The organism is Methylobacterium sp. Leaf108 (genome assembly GCF_001423265.1).
In the GTDB taxonomy this organism is placed as follows: Bacteria; Pseudomonadota; Alphaproteobacteria; order Rhizobiales; family Beijerinckiaceae; genus Methylobacterium.
The window spans coordinates 332,818-355,809 of the sequence record NZ_LMND01000030.1 but is presented as its reverse complement, the minus strand read 5'-3'; the positions used below and the strand labels follow the sequence as shown (position 1 = coordinate 355,809).

General features: G+C 70.1%; 21 protein-coding genes and 1 pseudogene. 13 read left to right on the top strand and 9 right to left on the bottom strand.

Annotated features, from left to right (window positions below; translation table 11 throughout):
- Position 1: 1 nt before the first annotated feature.
- Together ASF39_RS14465 and ASF39_RS21760 are read right to left on the bottom strand one after the other, a co-directional pair.
- Positions 2–1,300, bottom strand: a complete 1,299-nt coding sequence (locus ASF39_RS14465) for a c-type cytochrome (protein WP_244472413.1) — start codon at positions 1,298–1,300, stop codon at positions 2–4.
- 138 nt (positions 1,301–1,438) lie between these two features.
- A complete protein-coding gene (locus ASF39_RS21760; protein ID WP_165700239.1) occupies positions 1,439–1,579 on the bottom strand; it encodes a hypothetical protein in 141 nt (46 codons plus the stop codon).
- 282 nt (positions 1,580–1,861) lie between these two features.
- On the opposite strand from ASF39_RS21760, the gene ASF39_RS14460 reads away from it, so the two are divergent.
- The 5 genes and pseudogenes from ASF39_RS14460 to ASF39_RS14440 all read left to right on the top strand — a co-directional run bounded on the left by ASF39_RS14460 (position 1,862) and on the right by ASF39_RS14440 (position 7,030).
- Positions 1,862–3,307, top strand: a complete 1,446-nt coding sequence (locus ASF39_RS14460) for a saccharopine dehydrogenase NADP-binding domain-containing protein (RefSeq protein ID WP_056285001.1) — start codon at positions 1,862–1,864, stop codon at positions 3,305–3,307.
- Between the two features lie 76 nt (positions 3,308–3,383).
- A pseudogene (locus ASF39_RS20680) lies at positions 3,384–3,945 on the top strand (Uma2 family endonuclease).
- A 70-nt stretch (positions 3,946–4,015) separates the two neighbouring features.
- Positions 4,016–4,582 carry a Uma2 family endonuclease gene (locus tag ASF39_RS14450; RefSeq protein WP_055883719.1) on the top strand — a complete coding sequence of 189 codons (567 nt, stop codon included), beginning with the start codon at positions 4,016–4,018 and terminating at the stop codon, positions 4,580–4,582.
- 34 nt (positions 4,583–4,616) lie between these two features.
- Complete coding sequence (locus ASF39_RS14445; protein ID WP_055883722.1) at positions 4,617–4,958, top strand: hypothetical protein; 342 nt, start codon at positions 4,617–4,619, stop codon at positions 4,956–4,958.
- A 68-nt stretch (positions 4,959–5,026) separates the two neighbouring features.
- The gene (locus ASF39_RS14440; protein WP_055883725.1) at positions 5,027–7,030 is read left to right on the top strand and encodes a nucleoside-diphosphate sugar epimerase/dehydratase; all 2,004 of its coding nucleotides are present in this window, start codon (positions 5,027–5,029) and stop codon (positions 7,028–7,030) included.
- Positions 7,031–7,053: 23 nt separating this feature from the next.
- Here the strand turns inward: ASF39_RS14440 and ASF39_RS14435 are convergent, their stop codons facing one another.
- The 3 genes from ASF39_RS14435 to ASF39_RS14425 are packed head-to-tail and all read right to left on the bottom strand — an operon-like array spanning position 7,054 to position 11,115.
- Entirely contained in the window at positions 7,054–7,998 is a 945-nt protein-coding gene (locus ASF39_RS14435) for an NAD-dependent epimerase/dehydratase family protein (RefSeq protein WP_056285212.1), read from the bottom strand.
- An 11-nt stretch (positions 7,999–8,009) separates the two neighbouring features.
- The gene (locus ASF39_RS14430; RefSeq protein ID WP_056284997.1) at positions 8,010–9,017 is read right to left on the bottom strand and encodes a glycosyl transferase; all 1,008 of its coding nucleotides are present in this window, start codon (positions 9,015–9,017) and stop codon (positions 8,010–8,012) included.
- 34 nt (positions 9,018–9,051) lie between these two features.
- The gene (locus ASF39_RS14425) at positions 9,052–11,115 is read right to left on the bottom strand and encodes a methylmalonyl-CoA mutase family protein (RefSeq protein ID WP_056284993.1); all 2,064 of its coding nucleotides are present in this window, start codon (positions 11,113–11,115) and stop codon (positions 9,052–9,054) included.
- 338 nt (positions 11,116–11,453) lie between these two features.
- On the opposite strand from ASF39_RS14425, the gene ccrA reads away from it, so the two are divergent.
- The 6 genes from ccrA to ASF39_RS14395 all read left to right on the top strand — a co-directional run bounded on the left by ccrA (position 11,454) and on the right by ASF39_RS14395 (position 18,199).
- Positions 11,454–12,737: a crotonyl-CoA carboxylase/reductase gene (gene ccrA, locus ASF39_RS14420; protein ID WP_056284990.1), complete on the top strand. Its 1,284-nt coding sequence runs from the start codon at positions 11,454–11,456 to the stop codon at positions 12,735–12,737.
- Between the two features lie 354 nt (positions 12,738–13,091).
- The gene (fliF, locus tag ASF39_RS14415) at positions 13,092–14,696 is read left to right on the top strand and encodes a flagellar basal-body MS-ring/collar protein FliF (protein ID WP_055883736.1); all 1,605 of its coding nucleotides are present in this window, start codon (positions 13,092–13,094) and stop codon (positions 14,694–14,696) included.
- 57 nt (positions 14,697–14,753) lie between these two features.
- Entirely contained in the window at positions 14,754–15,806 is a 1,053-nt protein-coding gene (gene fliG, locus ASF39_RS14410) for a flagellar motor switch protein FliG (RefSeq protein WP_055883739.1), read from the top strand.
- Positions 15,803–16,405 carry a FliH/SctL family protein gene (locus tag ASF39_RS14405; RefSeq protein ID WP_056284987.1) on the top strand — a complete coding sequence of 201 codons (603 nt, stop codon included), beginning with the start codon at positions 15,803–15,805 and terminating at the stop codon, positions 16,403–16,405. Before fliG ends, ASF39_RS14405 begins: the two co-directional genes overlap by 4 nt.
- A 17-nt stretch (positions 16,406–16,422) precedes the next feature.
- The gene (gene fliN / locus ASF39_RS14400; RefSeq protein WP_055883750.1) at positions 16,423–16,770 is read left to right on the top strand and encodes a flagellar motor switch protein FliN; all 348 of its coding nucleotides are present in this window, start codon (positions 16,423–16,425) and stop codon (positions 16,768–16,770) included.
- A gap of 64 nt (positions 16,771–16,834) precedes the next feature.
- Positions 16,835–18,199: a sigma-54 dependent transcriptional regulator gene (locus tag ASF39_RS14395; protein ID WP_056284982.1), complete on the top strand. Its 1,365-nt coding sequence runs from the start codon at positions 16,835–16,837 to the stop codon at positions 18,197–18,199.
- 111 nt (positions 18,200–18,310) lie between these two features.
- Here the strand turns inward: ASF39_RS14395 and ASF39_RS14390 are convergent, their stop codons facing one another.
- The 3 genes from ASF39_RS14390 to ASF39_RS21755 form a co-directional block, all read right to left on the bottom strand.
- Entirely contained in the window at positions 18,311–18,583 is a 273-nt protein-coding gene (locus ASF39_RS14390; RefSeq protein WP_056284979.1) for a hypothetical protein, read from the bottom strand.
- Between the two features lie 90 nt (positions 18,584–18,673).
- On the bottom strand, positions 18,674–19,984 hold the full coding sequence (locus ASF39_RS14385) for a hypothetical protein (protein ID WP_055883760.1): 1,311 nt from the start codon (positions 19,982–19,984) through the stop codon (positions 18,674–18,676).
- Positions 19,985–20,196: 212 nt separating this feature from the next.
- A complete protein-coding gene (locus tag ASF39_RS21755; RefSeq protein ID WP_165700238.1) occupies positions 20,197–20,367 on the bottom strand; it encodes a hypothetical protein in 171 nt (56 codons plus the stop codon).
- A gap of 220 nt (positions 20,368–20,587) precedes the next feature.
- On the opposite strand from ASF39_RS21755, the gene leuD reads away from it, so the two are divergent.
- Together leuD and ASF39_RS14375 are read left to right on the top strand one after the other, a co-directional pair.
- A complete protein-coding gene (gene leuD, locus ASF39_RS14380; RefSeq protein ID WP_055883764.1) occupies positions 20,588–21,190 on the top strand; it encodes a 3-isopropylmalate dehydratase small subunit in 603 nt (200 codons plus the stop codon).
- Between the two features lie 80 nt (positions 21,191–21,270).
- Positions 21,271–22,461 (top strand): lytic murein transglycosylase, encoded by a 1,191-nt coding sequence (locus ASF39_RS14375; protein WP_056284976.1) that lies wholly within the window; start codon positions 21,271–21,273, stop codon positions 22,459–22,461.
- A 117-nt stretch (positions 22,462–22,578) separates the two neighbouring features.
- On the opposite strand, the gene ASF39_RS14370 is transcribed toward ASF39_RS14375, so the two are convergent.
- Positions 22,579–22,989 (bottom strand): DUF1236 domain-containing protein, encoded by a 411-nt coding sequence (locus ASF39_RS14370; protein WP_056285209.1) that lies wholly within the window; start codon positions 22,987–22,989, stop codon positions 22,579–22,581.
- Positions 22,990–22,992: the final 3 nt, after the last annotated feature.

Sequence of the window (22,992 nt, the reverse complement as noted above, 5' to 3'; positions counted from 1 at the left end):
ATCAGTTCGCCCGGGTCGCCTTCTCGAGGAAGCGCACCAGCGCCTCGCGGTCGTCCCGGTCGCGGATCGTCTGCTCGGGCATCTTGGTGCCCGGGGTGTAGCGCGAGGGACCGACCTCGAAGAGTTCGGCGATGGTGCGCGCATCCCAGACGATATCGAGGTGCCGGAGCGGTTCGGAGAACCGGTAGCCCGGCGCGCTGGCGATGCGGCGACCGAAGATGCCGCTCAGGGTAGGGCCGGCGCGCGGGCCCTCGTCGGGCGACAGGGTGTGGCAGGCGACGCAGGCGCGAAACACCTCGGCGCCGCGCTCGCCCTTGTAGGCCGCGAGCGCATCGGCCGGGCGGGCCATCGCGAGGGCGCCGATAGGCTCGCCCGTGGCGGCGTTCCAGCGCCGCACCAGCCGGTCGCCGCCGCCGGTGAGCAGTTCGGCCCCGTCCGGCCGGAAGGCCAGCGACCACACCGGCAGGCCGGGTCCGACGAGGTTGAACAGCACCTTTGCCTCCGCCCGCGCGATCATCGCCACGGTGCCCGCCACCGTGGCGGCGGCGATCCGCGTCCCGTCGGGGGAGAGCGCCAGCGCGATGACGGGGTTCGGGGCCAGTTCGACGTCGGCCCTGACCTGCCCCTGGGCCGATAGGACTCGCACGACGCTGTCGGCACCCGCCGTCACGATCTCACCGTCCGCGGCCACGGCCACGGTGTTGAGCGGCGTGCCCAGGGTGATCACCGCGGGCGGCGCCTCGCCCTCGGCCGGCCAGATCCGCAGGGTGCCGTCGTAGCCCGCCGAGACCAGGCGGCCGTCACCGAGGAAGGCCACCGCGTTGACCGGGCCGGTGTGGCCCGCCAGCGTCCGCACCGCGCCGCCGCCGGTCGAGCGGATCCGGGCGGTGCCGTCCCAGGAGGCGGAGGCGAGGAGGCTCCCGTCGGGCGACAGGGCGAGGCCGGCCACCGGACCCTGGTGGTCGGTGAAGACCGTGACCGGCTCGGGCGATCCGACTTGCCACAGGGCGATGCGACCGTCCTCGCCGCCGGTGAGGAAACGCCCGCCGCCCGCCGCGACCGCGGCGTTGACCGCGCCCTCGTGGACGCGCAGCACCCGCAAGGCCGCACCGGGCTCGATCGCCCAGAGGATCGCCGAGTGGTCGAAGCTGCCGGAGATGGCGAGCCCGCCGTCGGGCGCCACCGCCAGGGCCCGCACCGGCCCGCCGTGGCCCTGCCATTGCGCGCGTGCCACGGGCGGGCCCGCAGCGAGCAGCAGGACGGCGGCGAGGATCGTCGCCCGCCACGAAGACGGGAGCACGCGGTGGGCTCGGGACACATCCATCATGCGGGATGGTTAAGCAGGTTCGCGCGGGCTGGCCAACGCCTCGGCCGGCGCGGATCTCGATTTGTCGCAGACCCAGAACGGCGAACCGCCAAGGCCACGCGCGGACCCGGTTCAGGCCGCGTTGTCCCGGTGGCGGCCGAGGCGGCGCTGCCAGGCGTTCACCAGGGCGGCGGCGAGGGTGAGGATGCCCGGATCGCGGTCGAGGACGTCCTCGGCCGGCTGCGGCAGGGTGGTGGCGAGGAAAACCAGCATGGTCGGCTCCTGGAGCGGGGGGGTGGTGGAACCCGCTTTGTTGCAGTGCAATATCGGCCCTGCCCCGTCGTCGCCGCAACCGGCCGTTACGCCGGGACGGCCATGCAGGGGCCTCATGCGCCGGCCGCGATTCCGGCGCGATCGACGCCGCCGCTGTTGACCGCTCCGGCCTGCGCCTCCACTGAACCCGTCGCTCATTCGTCATTCCCGCCGGTTAAGCCGGCAAACTCCGGGATCGGGACACTCCCGATTCCGGAGCGAACCAGAAGGATCGTCCGCGCCATGACCGACTCCCCCTCCTCCTGGCCCGTGCACGGGCGCATCAGCGGCCCCATCGTGATGATCGGCTTCGGTTCGATCGGCCGCGGCACGCTCCCGCTGATCGAGCGCCACTTCGAGTACGACAAGGCCCGCTTCACCGTCATCGAGCCCTCCGACGCCCACAAGGCCCTGGCGGACCGGCACGGCCTGCGCTTCGAGCAGGTGGCGCTGACCCGCGAGAACTATCGCGACGTCCTCACCCCGCTCCTCACCGAGGGCGGTGGCCAGGGCTTCTGCGTCAACGTCTCGGTCGACACCTCGTCCCGCGCCATCATGGAACTGTGCCGCGAGCTCGGCTGCCTCTACATCGACACCGTCGCCGAGCCCTGGCCGGGCTTCTACTTCGACAAGTCGAAGAGCCAGGGCGACCGCACCAACTACGCCCTGCGCGAGGACATCCTCGCCGCCCGGGCCGCCGCGCCCGGCGGCACCACGGCCGTCTCCTGCTGCGGGGCCAACCCCGGCATGGTGTCCTGGTTCGTCAAGCAGGGCCTCCTCAACGTGGCGGCCGACCTCGGCCTTTCGGCTCCCGAGCCCAAGACCCGCGCCGAATGGGGCAAGCTCATGCGCGAGGTCGGCGTCAAGGGCATCCACATCGCCGAGCGCGACACCCAGCGCGCCAAGACGCCCAAGCCCCGGGGTGTGTTCGTGAACACCTGGTCGGTGGAGGGCTTCGTCTCCGAGGGCAACCAGCCGGCCGAGCTCGGCTGGGGCACCCACGAGACCTGGCGCCCCGACAACGCCCGCGACCAGGAGAAGGGCTCGCGCTGCGCCATCTACCTGCTGCAGCCCGGCGCCGACACCCGCGTGCGCTCGTGGACCCCCACCGCCCAGGCGCAGTTCGGCTTCCTCGTAACCCACAACGAGGCGGTCTCGATCTCCGACTACTACACGGTGATGGAGGGGAGCCGCGCTGCCTACCGCCCGACCTGTCACTATGCCTATCATCCGGCCGACGACGCCGTGCTGTCGCTGCACGAGATGTTCGGCAAGGCCGCCGCCGTGCAGGAGAAGCACCACATCCTCGACGAGACCGAGATCGTCGACGGCATCGACGAGCTCGGCGTGCTGCTCTACGGCCACGCCAAGAACGCCTACTGGTTCGGCTCGCAGCTCTCCATCGAGGAGACCCGCCGCATCGCGCCCTACCAGAACGCCACCGGCCTTCAGGTGACCTCCGCCGTGCTCGCGGGCATGGTCTGGGCGCTGGAAAACCCGGAGGCGGGCATCGTCGAGGCCGACGAGATGGACTTCCGCCGCTGCCTCGAAGTCCAGATGCCGTATCTCGGCCCGGTCGTGGGCGTGTACACCGACTGGACCCCGCTTACCGGCCGCCCCGGCCTGTTCCCGGAGGACATCGACGAGAGCGACCCCTGGCAGTTCCGCAACGTGCTCGTTCACGGCTGACCGGCACCTCGGCCGTTCGCACCGTGGCGGACGGCCTGGCGGCGGCTACGGTGATCCTCCGAACGAAGGATCAGCCATGGCAGTCGCGGTTCGGCGTGAAACCGGGATGAGCGTCGCCGAGTATCGGACCTGGGTCGCGGACCGCCCGGACGACGAGCGTTGGAAGTTGCTGGACGGAGAGCCCGAGCTGATGTCGCCGCCGAACGCGCGACATCAGCGCATCGTCATGAAGTTGGGCCGGCATCTCGATCGCCTTGCCGAGCGGCGCGGTCGCAACGCGTTGCCCGGCCTCGGCGTCCTCAGCGCGGCGATGGACGATGTCGGGCCGATCCCCGACGTCGTGGTCATCTGCGGGCCGCTGCCGCCGGACGGTTACACCCATGATCCGGTGCTCGTGGCCGAGGTGCTGTCCCCGTCGACCATGACCGACGATCTCGGCCGCAACACCGGTTTCCATCGCTCCGTGCAGAGCCTGCGCACCTTCCTGATCGTCTACCAGGACCAGCCCAAGGGTCGAACTCTGGAGTCGCGGCGACGGTTGGAGCATGCACGGCCTCGGTCTCGGCGGGGTGATCGAGCTGCCCGAACTCGGCGGTTCGCTGGCCGTCGGCGACATCTACGCGCGCGTGACGTTCTGACGAGGCGGCTGCGGTGTTGCGGCGCTCCGGCGGGGTGCTACCATCGCCGCTTCCATCGGGAGGGCGTGCCATGGCCGTCGCGGCGCGACGCTACACCCATATGACCGTCGCCGAGTTCCGCACCTGGGTCGAGGCCAAGCCCGATTGGGAGCGCTGGGAGCTGCTCGACGGCGTGCCGATCTTGATGTCGCCCCCGCGCGAACGGCATCAGGGAATCGTCGCCAATCTAATCGTGGCTCTCTCACCAGTGGCGCGAGACAAGGGCTGCCGCGCCCTGCCCGGCCTCGCCATCCTCAGCGAGGCGATGGACGATTTCGCGCCGATCCCCGACGTGGTGGTGCGATGCGGGCCGCTGCTCCCCGACGGCTATGCGCCCGATCCGCTGCTCGTGGCCGAAGTCCTCTCGCCTTCGACGCTGTCGACCGATCGCGGCCGCAAGGTCGATTTCTACCAGACGGTGGAGACGCTCCGGCACATCCTGATCGTCTATCAGGACGAGGCCCGCATCGAGGTGTTCCGGCGCAGCGGTCCCGGGGAGTGGGACCGGACGGTGCTCGGCCTCGACGCCGCGATCGACCTGCCCGAACTCGGCGGTGCGGTCGCGGTGCGCGACGTGTACACCGGCATCGTGTTCTGACCCGCCGCCCCGAACGCCCGACCCAGGACCCGCCTTGCCCCATTTCGAAGACGTCAACGCCGACAAGCTGCGCGGTTCCCTCGGCGTCACCGACGCCGAATCGGTTCTCGACCTGCGCGAGACCAACAGGCCCACCGCCGAGGCTTCGCTCAAGGAGATGATCGAGCGCAGCCGCTTCTCGCGCGGCAAGACCGTGGCGATCCGCCTCGCGCCTCCCCCGGAGGGCGGCGGCGAGACACTGTTCCAACCCGTCGGGCGGATGCTGCTGGAGGCCAAGCGCAAGGGCTTCGTCGACCGTCTCCACCCGCTGCCGGCGGGCGACGGGCTCGGCTTCTACGTGGCGCTGGCCGGTAAGCCGCAGCGGGAGGCCGAGTAGGCGCAGGCGGCGGCGCGCCCGCGTTGACATCGCGCGGGCCCGCGCCGATACCGCCGGCCGGGCGGCCCATGCAGCAGCGCACATACAAACTGGCGGTGATGGTCGCCCACGATCTCGTGGCGACCGCGCTGGCCGTGATCCTCACCTTCGTATTCCGGTTCGACGGCGCCCTCCTCGCCGAGCGATTGCACGCGCTTCCGCTCCTACTGCCGCCGTTCGTGCTGTTCGCCGGCTTCGTCTACGCCCGGTTCAGGCTCTACCGCACCAAGTGGCGCTTCGCCTCGCTGCCCGATCTCGCCGGCATCGTGCGGGCCGCCAGCGTCCTGGCCCTGACGCTGCTGGTGCTCGACTACGTGCTCGTCTCCTCGACGATGTACGGGTTCTATTTCTTCGGAAAGATCGCCATCGGGCTGTACTGGGTGCTGCAGGTGTTCCTGCTCGGCGGCATGCGGCTGGCGTTCCGCTACGTCAAATACGCCCGCTCGCGCCAGACCCAGGCCCGCAACGCCTCGACGCCGACGCTCCTGCTCGGCCGCGGGTCGGACATCGAGATCGTGCTGAGGGCGATCGAGGCGGGATCGATCCGCCGCCTCTCTCCCAAGGGCATCCTGTCGCCCCGCGCCGACGAAGCCGGCCAGACCATGCGCGGCGTGCCCGTGCTCGGCGGCTTTTCCGACCTCGAAGCGGTCATCGCGGGACTGGCCGAGCGGGGCACGCCGGTTCGACGCCTCGTGGCGACCCCGAGCGCGCTGGCGCCGGAATCCGAGCCCGACGACCTCATCGCGCGCGCCCGCCGCCTCGGCCTGCCGCTGTCGCGGGCGACGAGCCTGGGCGACGGCATGCGCGACACCGAACTCGCGCCCCTCGAGATCGAGGACCTGCTGCTGCGCCCGACCGTGTCGATCGACCGGCCGCGGCTCGAACGCTTCCTGCACGGGTCGCGGGTGATCGTCACCGGCGGCGGCGGGTCGATCGGCGCCGAGATCTGCGCGCGCGCGGTGGCCTTCGGAGCCAGCGCCGTCCTGGTGGTGGAGAGTTCCGAGCCCGCGCTCCACGGCGTCCTCAACCAGCCGGCGCTCCAGGATGCGCAGGCCGAAGTCAGCGGCGCGCTCGCCGACATCCGCGACGGCACGCGCCTGCGCGAGGTCTTCGCGGCGTTCCGGCCCGACTACGTGTTCCACGCGGCCGCGCTCAAGCAGGTGCCCTATCTGGAGCGCGACTGGACCGAGGGCATCAAGACCAACGTCTTCGGCTCGATCAACGTCGCCGAGGCGACCCTGGCCACGGGCGCCCGGGCCATGGTGATGATCTCCACCGACAAGGCGATCGAGCCGGTGTCGCAGCTCGGCGTCACCAAGCGCCTCGCCGAGATGGTGGCGCAGGCCCACGACGCCGAGCAGGCGGCCGGCGGCGCGCGCTGCCCGACCCGGCTGATCGCGGTGCGCTTCGGCAACGTACTGGGCTCTGTCGGCTCGGTGGTGCCGGTGTTCAAGGCGCAGATCGCCCGCGGCGGTCCCGTCACCGTGACCCACCCCGACATGGTGCGCTACTTCATGACGGTGCGCGAGGCCGCAGACCTCGTCCTCACCGCCGCCTCCCATGCCGACCGCGAGGGACGGGCGGCCCCCGATGCCGCCACCGACCAGCGCGCGGCGGTCTACGTCCTCAAGATGGGCCAGCCGGTGCGCATCCGCGATCTCGCCGAGCGCATGATCCGGCTCGCCGGCTTCGAGCCCGGCGAGGACATCGAGATCGCGGTCACCGGCGCAAGGCCCGGCGAGCGCCTCAACGAGATCCTGTTCGCCCGCGAGGAACCCCGCGTCAGCCTCGACGGGATCGACGGCGTGATGGCGGCCAAGCCGATCTTCGCCGACCGTAGGATCCTCGACGGCTGGATCGTCCGTCTTCAGGCGGCGGTGACGGCGGGCGACAGGGCGGCGGCCGAGGCGGTGTTCGAGGAGGCGATCCCGGATTTCCGTCACCGCGTGGCAGCGTCGGCGAGCGTCGACGTGCCGGCTCCCTCCCATGACGCCGCCGCGTCCGTGACCGCGAGCCTCGCCCTCCAGGGCTGATCGAGGAGGCTCGGAGGTCTCGATTATGTGGACGGGCCGTCCGCCTCGGCGGTCGAACGCGCCAAAGCGGCGAGACCGGCGCGACTCGTCGTGCGCGGAACCCAGCCGAGGGCCGACAAGCCGGCCGAATCCGCCACCAGGTCGGAGGCGACCCGGGCGAAGGCCTCGCTGCGCCCGCCGAGGCGGCAGGCGAGTTCCAGCAGCGCCGGCGGGCACGGCAGCAGGCCGGCCCGGCGGCCGAGCCCCTCACGGAACGCCGCGATCATCTCGGGCAGCGTCAGCGGATCGGGCTCGGCCACGACGAGGGATCGGCGCAGGGGAGCCGGCGCGTCCAGGGCCGTCATCACCGCGTCGGACAGGCTCTCCAGCGAGACGAGGGAGCGACGTCCCCCGAGGCTGGCGAGCGGCAGCGGATAGGGCGAGCGCGCCAGTGCCATGAGCGATGCGATGTTGCCCTTCATGCCGGCGCCGTAGACCAGCACCGGGCGCAGGGCGACCCAGTCGATGTCGAGTCGCGACAGCGCCACCTCGGCATCGCGTTTGGACCGGCCGTAGGCGTCGGTGGGAGCCGGTTCGTCGGTGTCGCGCACGACGCCCGGCGCGCTCCACCCGGTCTGGGCCCGGATCGAGGACAGGAACACGAACCGGCGCACCCGCGCCCGCGCCGCGGCCTCCCCGAGCCGGCGCGTCGCCTCGGTGTTGGAGGCGCGGTAGTCGTCTTCCGGCGCGCCCGACATCGCATGCGCCAGCCCGGCGGAATGGACGACGGCATCGACGCCGGCGAGGGCCGCGGCCATGTTCATCGGCCGGGTAAGGTCGCCGACGACGGCGCCGCTCGCCCCGTCCGGCACCGACACCGGCCGGCGCAGCAGCACGCGCACGCGAAAGCCGCGGGCGGACAGGCTGCGCAGGAGATGGCGCCCGATGAAGCCTGTGGCGCCGGTCAGCGCGATCAGCGGTCCGCCCACGCGTTCGGTCCTCATCCCATCTTCGGGCGGGGATGCGAGAAGCCGCGCAGCACCCAGGCGACCGCGCCCGCTCCGAGCGCCAGTGCGCCGAGCGTGACGGGCCAGGACGGCCAAAGCAAGGTGAGCCCGGCCAGGGCCGCGAGCCCGAGGTTCAGCAAGAAGACCCGGGTCACCACGCCCATCACCGACAGGCCGTTGACGGTGGCAAGCTGGTAGTAGTGGCTGCGGTGCGCCTCCCACACCCGTTCGCCGCGGGCCGCCCTGCGGACCAGGGTGATCGTCGCATCCGCCAGATAATAGAGCGGCAGGAGGATCGCCGCGGCGAGGCCGCCATCAAGGGCGAGGCGGTAGAGCAGCCAGGCGACGGCGAGTCCGATCGGCAGCGAGCCGACATCGCCGAGGAAGAGCCGCGCCACCGGGCGGTTGAAGGGCGCGAAGCCCAGGAGCGCCCCGAGTAGGGACGCCGCCACGAGCACCGGAAGCGGATCGAGGCCGCCGGCCAGGCCGAGGAGGGCGAGCGCCGCGCACAGCGGCACCATCTCGGCCACCGTCATCCAGTCGAGCCCGTCCATGAAGTTGGTAAGGTTCACGAACCAGAGCCCGGCGAGGATGGCGAGCCCCCGCTCGAGCGGCAGCGGGATCGCGGGCAGGAGCCGTCCGCCCACCGCGGCGACCAGCCCGGCGACCACGAGGCCCTGTAGGACGAGCCGCAAAGAGGCCGGCAGCGGCCGGATGTCGTCCACGGCGCCGACGATGGCGAGGGCGGTGGCGGCGAGGCCGAGGACGACGACCTCGATGACCGCCAGGTCGTCGGCCTGCCCGGCGACCAGGAGACCCGTCGCCGCGATGGCCGCGACGACCACCGCGATGCCGCCGCCCTGGGGCGTCGGCACACTGTGGCTCGAGCGCGCGTTCGGCCGGGCCAGGGCATAGCGAACGAGGAGGGGACGCAGGGCGATCACGAGCCCGACGCTCAACCCGGCGGCAAGGGGAACGGCGACGAGGGGCGCGAAGGTCATCGGGACAGGCAGGCCGTGTCGCGCCGGGCGGCCCTCAGAACACCTTCTCGGCGCCGTCGCGCGGCGCGGAGCCCGCCACGCCGGCCGCCGCGTCCGCCCGTTCGGCGGCCTGCTTGTCCAGCGCGCGCCCGACGACCTTGGCGATGCCGATCATGATCGTGTCGAGGATGTAGTCCTTGGGCGTGTAGACGGCGGTCACGCCCATGTTCTTGAGCACGAGTTCGTCGTCGGGGGAGATGATGCCGCCCACCACCAGCGGCACGTGGTCGAGGCCGGCCTCCCGCATCTTCGCCTTGACGTCGCGCACCAGGGGCACGTGGCTGCCCGACAGGATCGACAGGCCGACCACATGGGCGCCGGTCTCGCGCGCCTTGGCCACGATCTCCGCCGGGGTCTGGCGGATGCCGTCGTAGGTCACGTCGAAGCCCACGTCGCGGGCGCGCAGCGCGATCTGCTCGGCGCCGTTGGAATGGCCGTCGAGCCCGGGCTTGCCCACCACCATCCGCGGCTGCTCGCCGAGCCGCTCGCCGAGGTCGGCGATGAGGAGCTTGGCCTCCTCGGCCGCGCCCGACGACACCGTCTCCAGCGTGACGCCGGTGGGTGCGCGGTACTCGCCGAAGACCTCGCGCAGGCGCCCGCCCCATTCGCCGGTGGTGACCCCCGCCTTCGCGGCGGCGATGGAGACCGGCATGATGTTGGCACCCGAGCGCGCCGCCGCCTCGAGCTCGTCGAGGGCCTTGTCCACCGCCTTCTGGTCGCGCTTGGCCCGCCAGGCGCGGATGCCCTGCTCGGCCTCCATCTCCACGGTCTCGGAGACGGTGAAGATCGCCCCCTCCCCGGCCGTGAGGGGGGAGGGCTCGCCGGCCTGGAACTTGTTGACGCCGACCACGATCTGTTCGCCGGCCTCGATGGCCGAGATGCGCTTGGCGTTGGATTCCACCAGCGCCCGCTTGAGGGCCCCGGTCTCCACCGCCGCCACGGCACCGCCGATGCCGCCGATCTGCTCCAGCGCCGCGCGGGTCTGCGCCTTGAGGTCCTCGACCTTGGCGTCGATGACCTTGGAGCCGTCGAAGATGTCGTCGTATTCGAGGAGGTCGGTCTCGAAGGCGAGGATCTGCTGCATGCGCATGGACCACTGCTGGTCCCACGGGCGCGGCAGGCCCAGGGCCTCGTTCCAGGCCGGCAGCTGCACGGCCCGCGCACGGGCGCGCTTGGAGAGCGTCACGGCCAGCATCTCGATGAGGATGCGGTGGACGTTGTTCTCGGGCTGCTGCTCCGTGAGGCCGAGCGAATTCACCTGGACGCCGTAGCGAAAGATGCGCTTCTTCGGGTCGGTGATGCCGTAGCGCTCCTGGGCGATCTCGTCCCAGAGTTCGGAGAACGCCCGCATCTTGCAGATCTCGGTGACGAACCGCATGCCGGCGTTCACGAAGAACGAGATGCGGCTGAACACGTCGGCGAAGCTCGCCTCGTCGAAATCGGGGTCGTCGCGCACGGTGTCGAGCACCGCGATGGCGATGGCCAGCGCGTAGGACAGCTCCTGGACCGGCGTCGCCCCCGCCTCCTGCAGGTGGTAGGAGCAGACGTTCATCGGGTTCCACTTCGGCACTTCCTTGGTCGTGAACAGGATCACGTCCTTGGTCAGCCGAAGGGAGGGTGCTGGCGGGAATACGTAGGTGCCGCGCGACAGGTACTCCTTGATGATGTCGTTCTGCGTCGTCCCCTGCAGCCCGCTGAGCGGCACGCCCTGCTCCTCGGCCACCGCGAGGTAGAGCGACAGCAGCCACGGCGCCGTGGCGTTGATCGTCATCGAGGTGTTCATCTGGCTGAGCGGGATGTCGGCGAACAGGGTCCGCATGTCGCCCAGGTGCGCGATCGAGACGCCGACCTTGCCGACTTCGCCGCGGGCGAGTTCGTGGTCCGGGTCGTAGCCGGTCTGGGTCGGCAGGTCGAAGGCCACCGAGAGGCCGGTCTGGCCCTTGGCGAGGTTGCCCCGGTAGAGCGCGTTCGATTCCTTGGCGTTGGAGTGCCCGGCATAGGTCCGGATGATCCAGGGTTTGTCGCGCTTGACCTCGGCGATGGTCGCGTTCGCGCTCATTCCACGTGGCTCCGTCTCTTGTCGTTCGGCGCGGCCCGTGCCGCTTTCTGAGCGGCACCCTAGCCAAGCCGCGGGCGCCCGTCATCTGCCGGTGGGTGAAACCGGGGAGGCGACGCGGCGCGAGCATCTGAAAAATTGTTCACGCCACCATGAAGCGATTTGAAACCGATGGGTCGTTGCAAGGCGGGGAACGCCCTTAATACTGCATACCAGGCCCTTCGGGACGTCTGAGGCCGCGTTTTACCTGGGATGGGACCGCTTCCGAGCGTTTTGGGGGCCTTGGAGCGGCTACGGTTCGCCGATATAGGGGCGGCAGAGAACAATCAGGGAGAGCCAGGATGTCGGCAGGGGCGCAGGTGAAACAGGGCGAGGTCAAGGACCTCTACGAGCTCGGCGAGATCCCGCCGCTCGGGCACGTGCCGGCCAAGATGTACGCCTGGGCGATCCGACGCGAGCGCCACGGGCCTCCGGAGGAGTCGTTCCAGGTCGAGGTCCTGCCGGTCTGGGACATCGGCGACGACGAGGTGCTGGTCTACGTCATGGCCGCGGGCATCAACTACAACGGCGTCTGGGCCGGCCTCGGCGAGCCGATCTCGCCCTTCGACGTGCACAAGACGGAGTACCACATCGCGGGGTCCGACGCCTCGGGCATCGTCTGGGCGGTGGGCTCCAAGGTCAAGCGCTGGAAGGTCGGCGACGAGGTCATCATCCACTGCAACCAGGACGACGGCGACGACGAGGAGTGCAACGGCGGCGACCCGATGTTCTCGCCCTCGCAGCGGATCTGGGGCTACGAGACCGGGGACGGCTCCTTCGCGCAGTTCTGCCGGGTGCAGTCGCGCCAGCTCATGAAGCGGCCCCAGCACCTGACCTGGGAGGAAGGCGCCTGCTACACGCTCACCCTCGCCACCGCCTACCGCATGCTGTTCGGCCACGCGCCCCACACCGTCCGGCCCGGCCAGAACGTGCTCATCTGGGGCGCTTCCGGCGGCCTCGGCGTGTTCGGCGTGCAGCTCTGCGCGGCCAGCGGAGCCAACGCCATCGCGGTGATCTCGGACGAGTCGAAGCGCGACTACGTCATGAGCCTGGGTGCCAAGGGCGTCATCAACCGCAAGGACTTCGACTGCTGGGGCCAGCTGCCCAAGGTGAACAGCCCCGAGTTCCACGCCTGGACCAAGGAAGCGCGCAAGTTCGGCAAGGCGATCTGGGACATCACCGGCAAGGGCAACGACGTCGACATCGTGTTCGAGCACCCGGGCGAGGCGACCTTCCCGGTCTCGGCCCTCGTGGTGAAGCGCGGTGGCATGGTGGTGTTCTGCGCCGGCACCACCGGCTTCAACATCACGTTCGACGCCCGCTACGTCTGGATGCGCCAGAAGCGCATCCAGGGGTCGCATTTCGCACACCTCAAGCAGGCCTCGGCGGCCAACCAGTTCGTGCTCGACCAGCGCATCGACCCGTGCATGAGCGAGGTGTTCCCGTGGGACAAGATTCCCCACGCCCACACCAAGATGTGGAAGAACCTGCACCCGCCGGGCAACATGGCCTGCCTGGTCAACGCGCCGCGCGCGGGCCTGCGCACCCTCGAGGACGTGATCGAGGCAGGCCCGCTCAAGCGCTGAGCGGGTCGAACGGCGCACGCCTACCGAGGCCTTCGACCACACGGTCGGAGGCCTTTTTGCTGCGACCCGGCGGGAGGTGGCGCCGAGCCGAGATCCGGGATGCGGGCCGGCGCTCCTCGCCTGCGCCTAACGGCCTCGTGGGGAGCGTGACCTGCGGGCGACCAAGGGGCCGTCCTGCGGCAGGTCCGCTCTTTTCGGGTTCGGCCGAACCGCCGGGCAACCGTATCGGCCGATTTCGCGGCCGCCCGGCCGCGATCCGCCCATTCGTTAACCACACGCTAACCACGGCCTGGGCAAATTTTGCCGAGCCGGGCGGGTGAGCCGCCAGGCTCGGACGGGTGGGTTGGTCGCGTCGTGAAATCGGTCCTCGAACTGGTGACCAAGCTGGGGCCGGCGCGCCTCGCCGCCATGGCGGCCGTCACCCTGACGCTGGTCGGGTTCTTCGCCTTCGTGATCCTGCGGGTCTCCAAGCCCGACATGGGCGTCCTGTTCGCCGACCTCTCGATGCAGGATTCCAGCGCCGTCATTCGCGACCTCGACACGCGCGGCATCCGCTACGAGACCAAGGGCGATGCCGGGCAGACGATCATGGCCCCGCGCGCCGACCTGCCGCGCCTGCGCATGGATCTCGCCGGCAAAGGCCTGCCGAGCGCCACCGGCGTCGGCTACGAGATCTTCGACAAGGGCGATGCCTTCTCGTCCACCAACTTCGTCCAGAACGTGAACCACCTGCGCGCGCTCGAAGGGGAGCTGTCGCGCTCGATCCGCGCCATCGGCCGGGTCCAGGCCGCCCGCGTCCACCTCGTCATGCCCGAGCGGCGCCTGTTCGAGCGCGACCGGGAAGCCCCGAGCGCGTCGATCATCCTGAAGCTGATGGGTGACCTCGACGCCTCTCAGGTGCGGGCGATCCGGCACCTGGCGGCTTCCGCCGTGGAGGGGCTCAAGCCCGAGCGCATCTCCATCGTCGACGAGCGCGGACGCCTGCTGGCCGACGGCGCCCGTGGCGCCGAGGCCGAGACCGGTGCCGGCATGGAGGAGAAGCAGACCGGGATCGAGCGCCGCCTGCGCTCGCAGATCGAGGAGATCGTGGCGGGCATCGTCGGCCAGGGCCGCGCCCGCATCCAGGTGAACGCCCAGCTCGATACCCAGCGCATCGAGAGCCGCTCGGAGACCTTCGATCCCGAGAGCCGGGTGGTGCGCTCCACCCAGACCCGCAGCGAGACCTCGCAGACCAGCGCCGCCGAGGGTGCCACCACGGTGGGCAACGAGCTGCCCGGGGCCGAGAAGCCCGGCGCGGTGCCGGGGCCCAGGGACGCCTCCAACAAGAACGAGGAGACTACCAACTACGAGATCTCGCGCGTCACCAAGACCGAGCTCCTGGAAGGCGGCCGCATCAAGCGCCTCTCGGTGGCCGTGGTGGTGGACGGCGCCTACGTGCCCGGTGCCGACGGCAGGCCGAGCTACCAGCCGCGGCCGGCAGCCGAGATGGACCGCATCGCCGCCCTGGTGCGGTCGGCGATCGGCTTCGACAAGGGCCGCGGCGACCAGGTCGAGGTGGTCAACCTGCGCTTTGCCGAGACGCCGGCCACGCCCGAGTTCATCGAGCCCTCCCTGGTGCAGTCGTTCCTCTCCCCCACGAAGGAAGACGTGCTGCGCATCGTCGAGCTCGCCGTGCTCGCCATGCTCACCCTGGTGGTTCTCCTGGCCGTGGTGCGGCCGCTGGTGCGCCGGGTTCTGACCCCGGAACCCCTGCCGGCCCGCCTCGTGCTCGCCGGCGGCCTTCCCGGCCCCGAGGGCGAAGCGATGGTCTCGCGCGAGAACAAGACCGCGCAGCTCGTCGATTTCGCCCAGCTCAACGGCAAGGTCCAGGCCGAGACCGTCCAGCGGGTGGTCGACATGGTGCGTGCCAGCCCCGGCGAGACCGTCGAGGTCATCCGCAACTGGATTCAGGAGAATTGAACGCGGTGGTGCCCACTCTGTCGACGATGTCCGTCATGAGTTCCTGGAGTTGATGGTATGGCCTCGGGTTTGAACGTCGCCAAGGAACTCGCCCAGCTCGGCGGCGACGGCTTTGCCAACATGCCCGGCGCCCAGCGCGCCGCGGCACTCCTACTGCTGCTCGGCGACACCGAAGGCGCGCCGATCTGGCAGATGCTGGAGGAGGACGAGATCAAGAAGGTCTCGCACGCCATGGTCCAGCTCGGCTCCCTCGAGGCCGAGACGGTGGAGAAGCTCATCGTCGACTTCGTGTCGCGGCTGTCCTCGGGCGGCGGCATCACCTCGAACTTCGAGCGGACCGAGTCGCTCCTGCTCAAGATCTTCCCGCAGGACCAGGTCTCCTCGATCATGGCGGAGATCAAGGGCGCCAGCGCCAAGCGGGTCTGGGGCAGCATCACCCAGATCGATCCCGAGATCCTGGCCTCGTTCCTGCGCAACGAATACCCCCAGACCGTGGCCGTCGTGCTCTCGAAGGTCCGGGCGGAATACGCCGCCAAGGTGCTCACCATCCTGCCGGAGGACTTCGCCATCGACGTCCTCAACCGCATGCTGCGCATGGAGACGGTACAGAAGGAGGCGCTGCGCCACATCGAGGAGACGCTGCGGGTGGAGTTCGTCTCCACCATCGCCCAGACCACCCGGCGCGACGCCCACGAACTCATGGCCGACGTCTTCAACGCCTTCGACCGCCAGACCGAAGGACGGTTCCTCTCGGCCCTCGACCAGGCGAACCGGGGGGCGGCCAAGAAGATTCGCCAGCTCATGTTCACCTTCGAGGATCTGCTCAAGCTCGATCCGGGCAGCGTCCAGACGCTGCTGCGCAAGGTCGACAACGACACCCTCTGCCGCGCCCTCAAGGGCGCCGACGAGCGCGTGCGCAGCTTCTTCCTCGGCAACATGTCCACCCGCGCGGCCAAGAACATCACCGACGAGATGGGCTCCCTCGGTCCGATCCGCCTCAAGGACGTCGACGAGGCGCAGGCCAAGATGACCGAGCTCGCCAAGGAGCTGGCCGAGAAGGGCGAGATCATGATCGCCAAGTCGAGCGGCGAAGAGGAGCTGGTCTATTGAACGCCCATCGCTTCCTGTTCGACAACGACTTCCGCCGGCCCGACAGCGGCGCCGCCGCCGAGAAGGAGGCCGCCGCCCTGGCGCAGGCCGTGGCGCAGGCCCATGCCCGCGGCGTCCAGGAGGGGCGCGCCCAGGCCGAGCTGCAGGCGCAGGCGCGGATGGCCGACGCCCTCACCCGCCTCGGCCTCGCCGCCGCCGGGCTGCTCGGCCAAGCCGATGCCCGCGACGCCGAGCGCGAGGTCGAGGCGATCGCCTTCGCCATGGCGCTGGCGCGCAAGATCGCCGGCGACGCCCTCGATTCCCAGCCGCTCGAGGCGATCGCCGATGCGGCCCGCGCCGCCCTCCAGCACCTGCGCGGCGTTCCCCACCTCGTGGTGCGGGTCCACGACAGCCTGCTCGACGAGGCCGAGGCCCTGGTGAAGCGCCTCGCGCGCGAGCGCGGCTTCGAGGGCCGGCTCGTCGTCCTCGGCGAGCCGCACATGGCACCCGGCGACGCCCGCATGGAATGGGCCGACGGCGGCGTGGTGCGCGATCGCGCCCGCATCGAAGCCGCCGTCCTCGAATCCCTCGGCCAGCCCAGCCCCTCCCCTCCCGTCTGACACACCCGCGAGCCCCCATGTCCGCCGACGATTTCAGCCTGCCCCAGCTCAATGGCGGCGACGCCTCCTTCGACGGTCTCGGCACCGAGTCGATCCGCGACGCGCCCACCACGCCCAAGAGCGCTTCGGACCTGGAGCAGGTCTTCGACGTGCCCGTGGTGGTCTCGGCGGTGCTGGGGTCCTCGCGGATGCCGATCGGCGACCTCCTGCGGCTCCAGCCCGGCGCCGTGCTCGAACTCGACCGCAAGGTCGGCGAGGCCATCGACATCTTCGTGAACAACCGCCTCGTCGCCCGCGGCGAGGTCGTGCTGGTCGAGGAGCGCCTGGGCGTCACCATGACCGAGATCATCAAGAGCGACGACTGACCGCTCGACGCTCCGACCATCGCGCAGACGGCCGCTCCAGGCCCTCGACCAAGGATAGACCGCCATGCGGCTTCTGATCATCGGACGGCTCAACGGCGAGCTCGTCACCGCCTCCAAGATCGCCATGAACCGGGGCGCGGCGGTGACTCAAGCCGACGGCATCGAGCAGGGGTTGGCGGTGCTGCGCGCCAAGGGCGCCGACCTCGTGATGATCGACGTCTCCTTGAGCATTCGCGACCTCGTGGCGGCACTCGCCGACGAGCGCATCCGCACGCCGGTCGTCGCCTGCGGCGTCGCCACGGACGCCAAGGCGGCGGTGGCGGCGATCCAGGCCGGCGCCAAGGAGTACATCCCCCTCCCCCCCGACCCCGAACTGATCGCGGCGGTGCTGCAGGCCGTCTCCGAGGACGGCCGCGCCTTCGTCTGGCGCGACGCCTCGATGGAGAAGGTGGTGCGCCTCGCCGAGCAGGTCGCCCGCTCGGAGGCCTCGGTGCTCATCACCGGCGAGAGCGGCACCGGCAAGGAGGTGCTGGCCCGCCACGTCCACCAGACCTCGAACCGGCGCGCGCGCCCCTTCGTGTCGGTCAACTGCGCCGCGATCCCCGAGGCGCTGCTCGAATCCGAGCTGTTCGGCCACGAGAAGGGCGCCTTCACCGGCGCCGTCGCCCGCCGGATCGGCCGTTTCGAGGAGGCCCACGGCGGCACCCTCCTCCTCGACGAGATCTCGGAGATGGACGTGCGGCTGCAATCCAAGCTGCTGCGCGCCCTGCAGGAGCGGGTGATCGACCGCGTCGGCGGCTCGGCCCCGGTCAAGGTCGACATCCGGGTGCTCGCCACCTCGAACCGCAACCTCCTCGACGAGGTCAGGAAGGGCACCTTTCGCGAGGACCTGTTCTACCGGCTCAACGTCGTGCACCTGCGCCTGCCGCCGCTGCGCGAGCGTCCGGCCGACATCCTCGAACTCGCGGGCCATTTCGCCCGCAAGTACGCGGAGGTGAACGGCCTGCCGGTGCGGCCCCTGAGCCGCGAGGCGCAAGGACTCGTCCGGGAGAACCCGTGGCGGGGCAACGTGCGCGAACTCGAGAACACCCTGCACCGGGCGGTCCTGCTCGCCAGCGGGTCCGAGATCGGACCCGACGCCATTCTCACGCCGGAGGGGGAATCCCTCGCCGCGGCCCCGATCGGTCCGGTGGAACGCGCCGCCCAGGTGGCGGAGGCCGCCACCCGCGGCCTCGTCGGGCGCACGGTGGCGCAGGTCGAATGCGAGCTCATCCTCGATACCCTCGACCATTGCCTGGGCAACCGCACCCATGCGGCCAAGATCCTTGGGATCTCGATCCGCACCCTGCGCAACAAGCTCAACGAATACGGCGACGCCGGCCTTCCCGTCGCCGAGCCGGGCGGAGTGCGCATGGCAGCCTACGGCTGAGGGCACGTACTCCGCCCACGGGTTGGAGACCGTCTGCGGCAAACGCGACGCCGACCCCGCCCCGGGGTCGCGCCACGCCGTCAGGGAAAGAGGCGACCCGCAGGTCGCGGCTCAGAGCCCCGCGTCGTTGCTCGCGTTCTGTGCCGCGAAGGCGCGCTCCAGCTTCTGCATCGAGAGAATCTTGCCGATGTCGGCCTCCACGTCGCGGATGGTTTCCTCGACGAGGTGCTGTTGCAGCGCGGTCCGCGGATCGGCCGGGTCGAGCCCCTCCCGCTCCTGGAGGCGCAGGAGCGCTTGCTTGACGACGCGGTAGACGTCGTCGCGCTCCTCGCGCGTCATCGACGGGTTGACCGCACGGGCGACGAGATCGGCGAAATCGGACATGGCCGGCGGTGGGCTCCCCTCGCGTCGCGATCGGAGCGGTGGCTGCTCCGATGCCGCGGTGACACATGAGTCTCGGCTTCGACCAAACCCCTAGAGGCGCTGGTCCTTGAGGCCGCCGATGATGAGGGCGCACGACGACCACACCACCAGGAAGCAGAAGAACGCGACGATCACCGTGTAGGGCCGGCGGGGATAGAGCGAGGCGTCGGGCAGCGACGGCTCCACGAAGGTCGCCAGGAAGACGTGCTGCTTGCTCGCCTCGACCCGCGCCTTGTCGAGGATGAAGTTGGCCGATTCGTTGAGTTTTTCCGCGATGGTGCGCTCGACCATGAGCCCTTCGTATTCCAGGAGGGCCTGGGTCATGTTGGTGGATGCGCCGGCGGTGAGGCCGTCGGTGGTGAGCTGTTCCTGCAGCTGGCGGATCTGCTGGTCGATGGCGGTGATGGTCGCGGCCAGGGTCTGGATGCTCCGCGACTTCTCGTCGAGGTTCGATCCGCGCAGGACCTGAATGTCAGATTCCGCCTTCAGCTTGTCGCGGCGCAGGGACAGCAGGGTGGTCGCCGTCGCTTCGGCGGACTTGACCGGATCGATGATCCCCCAGCGATTCCGGAACTCCTGGAGGCCGATGTAGGCCTTGCGCAGCCGCGCCTGGACCTTGCCGGTCTCGATCTCGGCCTGCTTGAGCATGTCGGCCTGGGCACGCTGGGAGATGTCGTTGATCAGCTGTTCGGAGCGAGTGAGCACCGCCTTCGAGATGGTGAGCGCGTCCTGGGGCGTGAAGGCGCGCACCGTCAGGGTGATGACGCCCGAGATCACGTCGATGTGCGCCGCGACCTGCCGGTTCCAGTAACGGGTCAGGTACTCGATCGCCGAATACCCCCAGTAGCGGGCCCAGAAATCCGCCTCGGGCCGCGAATACAGCTGCGAGAGAGAGAGCGACTTCTCCAGCTGTTCCACCAAATTCTGGCTGCCGATGAAGTCCTTGACGATGAAGCTGTCCTGGCTGTTGTGCTTCTTGATCAGGGTCGTGAACTCGCCCAGCGCGACGTCACCCATCGGCTCGACGTTGCCACGAATGGCGAAGCGCGCCTCGGCGACGTACTGGTCGGACGCGATCGCGAAGAGATAGAGCGCGATGATGGCGGTGGGCAGGAGCACGAACAGCCCGAACTGCTTGAGCAGCGAGCGTCCGATGTTGACCGGTTTGGTCGACGGCTCCGGCAGGCGCGGGATCCGCGACCAGTCGAGGCGGTCGCGTGCCCTGCGCAGCAGCGCCGGCAGCCGACGATCGACGATCGGGGTCACCACCTGCGCGTCACGCTGCAGGTCGGGCCTCCGCTCGCTCTCGATGTCGACGACTTGGCGGACCCGCTCGTCCTGCTTGACCTCGTCCAGACTCATCGCTTGGCTTTCCTGACGCTCCCGCGGGACGCGACGATCCCTCTCTCGGTCTCCACTCGGATCCTCGGACGAGGACGGAACGGCAGGGTGACCGGGGCGGGGCTTCCTCACGGCAAGGACGACGGAATGGTCGCGGCGCCGTCGTTGCCGCCCTCGTCAAGTCCGGTGTCATTCGGCCGTTTTTGTGGCGCCCGCTCTCGGACGCCCTCGGCTCACCGGCCGCGGTCGGAGGCCGGCAGGTGTTTGGCGTAATCCTCGCGGGCCTCCCGCTCCTTGATGAGGTCGGCATAGGCCTGGCGCATCTCGGGCGACACGGACACGACCCGCGTCTTCTCCTTCTTGCGCTTGGGCGCCTTCTTGAACTGGCTGCTGCTGTCGGTCATCGCATCCCCCTGCGTTTGGCTGCGCGGCACCGACCATAGGGCTTGGCGACGACGACGGCGAGACGGGGCCTGCGCTTGCCGCCCGGTTCCGTCTCCCGCGCTTCGAGAAAAGCGCCGCCACGGGGTCGGATCGCAAAACCCCTGGGCTCTTTTACGGAACCCGCTTAGAACCCGCCGCACCCGGGAGCCCGGACGGCTCCTCCGATGGCGCGAGCGACCGATGGACAAGTTTACCACGCTGGAGGGTGTCGCGGCACCCATGCGGATCATCAACGTCGATACCGACCGGATCATCCCCAAGCAGTATCTCAAGACGATCAAGCGCACCGGGCTCGGCAAGGGCCTGTTTTCCGAGATGCGCTATCGCGACGACGGCTCCGAGAATCCCGACTTCGTCCTCAACCAGCCGGCCTACCGGAACGCCAAGATCCTAGTCGTCGGCGACAATTTCGGCTGCGGCTCGTCCCGCGAGCACGCGCCGTGGGCGTTGACCGACTTCGGTATCCGCTGCGTGATCTCCACGAGCTTTGCCGACATCTTCTTCAACAACTGCGCCAAGAACGGCATCTTGGCGATCGTGGTCTCGCCCGAAGACCTGGAAAAGCTGTTCGAGGATGCCGAGCGCGGCGCCAACGCCACCCTGTCTGTGGATCTGGAGGCTCAGACCATTAAGGGACCGGACGGCGGAACCCTGCGTTTCGACATCGACCCGGGCCGCAAGGAGAGCCTCCTCAACGGCCTCGACGAGATCGGGCTGACGCTCAAGCGGGCCCCGGCCATCGATGCCTACGAGGAAACGATCGCCGCCCGCGGCTGGGCGTGAGATCGGTCGTGCTCACGGTTCGTTTACCATGGGCACGCCTTAACGGTGGGCAGACCCGCATCCGCTCCGGAGACAGCCCCATGACGCCGCGCGCGACACTGACCGCCCTCCTCTGTCTCGCGGGCGCCGGCACCGCGCCGGCGGCCCGTGCCGATTTCCAGGATTGCCTCGCCGGCCTCCAATCGCAGGCCGCCGCGCAGGGCATCTCGGCCCAGACGTTTCGCGCTGCGACCGCCGGCATCGCGCACGATCCGAAGGTCCTCGAGCTCGCCCAGGCCCAGCCGGAGTTCAAGACGCCGATCTGGGACTACATGGCGGCGCTGGTGGACGAGGAGCGGGTCGACGACGGCAAAGCGGCGATGCGCCAGCACGCCCAGGCGCTGGCCAATGCCGAGGCCCGCTACGGCGTCGACCGCTTCACCATCGCGGCGGTGTGGGGCGTCGAATCCAACTTCGGCAAGAACCTCGGCAAGATGCCGCTGGTGCAATCCTTCGCCACCCTGATCTGCGCCAACCACCGCCGGCGCGACTTCTTCAAGGGCGAGCTGATGGCCACCTTGAAGATCATCGAGCGCGGCGACATCGATCCCTCGCGCCTCACCGGGTCCTGGGCCGGCGCCTTCGGCCAAACCCAGTTCATGCCCACCACCTTCCAGCGCCTCGCCGTCGACGGTGACGGCGACGGGCGACGCGACCTCGTCGATTCGGTGCCCGACGCCGTCGCCTCGACGGCGAACTTCCTGCGCGTGGCCAAGTGGAACAACGGCCAGCCCTGGGGCTACGAGGTCCGCGTGCCGCGGGGCTTCAGCGCCGGGGCGGCCGGGCGCAAGAACAAGAAGCCGATCGGCCATTGGGCCTCCCTCGGGGTCACCCGCATCGACGGCAAGCCGCTCGCCGGCGAGGGCCCGGCCGGAATCCTGCTGCCCGCGGGCGTCGACGGTCCGGCGTTCCTGGTGACGAAGAACTTCGACGCGCTCTATTCCTACAACGCCGCCGAATCCTACGGCCTCGCCATCGCGGTGCTGTCCGATCGCCTGCGCGGACGCGGCGGCATCCAGGCCGAATGGCCCACCGACGATCCGCCGCTGTCGCGCGCCGAGCGCCGCGACCTCCAGGTCCGCCTGACCAAGCGCGGTTACGATGTCGGCGAGCCGGACGGCAAGGTCGGCTCCAAGACACGGGACGCCATCAAGGAGGTCGAGCGCAGTCTGGGCATGCCCGCCACCGGCCGCCCCGGGGCGAAGGTGCTCGAGGCGCTGCGCCGCGGCTGATGGACGCCTCGCGATCGTGCCGGCTGCGACGGACTGGAAAGGCTCCGGCCCGGTGGCACATCGCCCTCCCCTGTGAGCGCCCGCGGCCCCGGTTGAGACCGCGGGAGCCGGTCGGCGTCAGTCGATGACGTCGACGATGCGGCCGGAGCCGCGCTCCACGAGGACGGTGCGGTCGTTGACGATGGTGTAGCGATAGCCGCGCGCACCGTAGTCGTCGGGGACGTCGTAATAGCTCACGCCATCGGACGGCAGGACGGTGCCGACCCTGACGTCGCCATCGTAGACGTACGACCTCCGGCGCTCGCCCTGCACATAGGTGCGGAAGCGGGGCCGATCGTCGATGCCGAGGATGCCGTTGACGGTACCGGCCGCGGCGCCGATGGCGCCGCCGACGATCTCCCCGATGGGGCCGCCGGTGGCCCGGCCCGCGGCAGCGCCCTGTTCGGCGCCACGAACCAGCCCCTGCGCCTCGGCGCCCCCGGTGAGGGCGAGCGCGAGGGCGGCAGCGAGAACAAACTTGATCGGCATCGG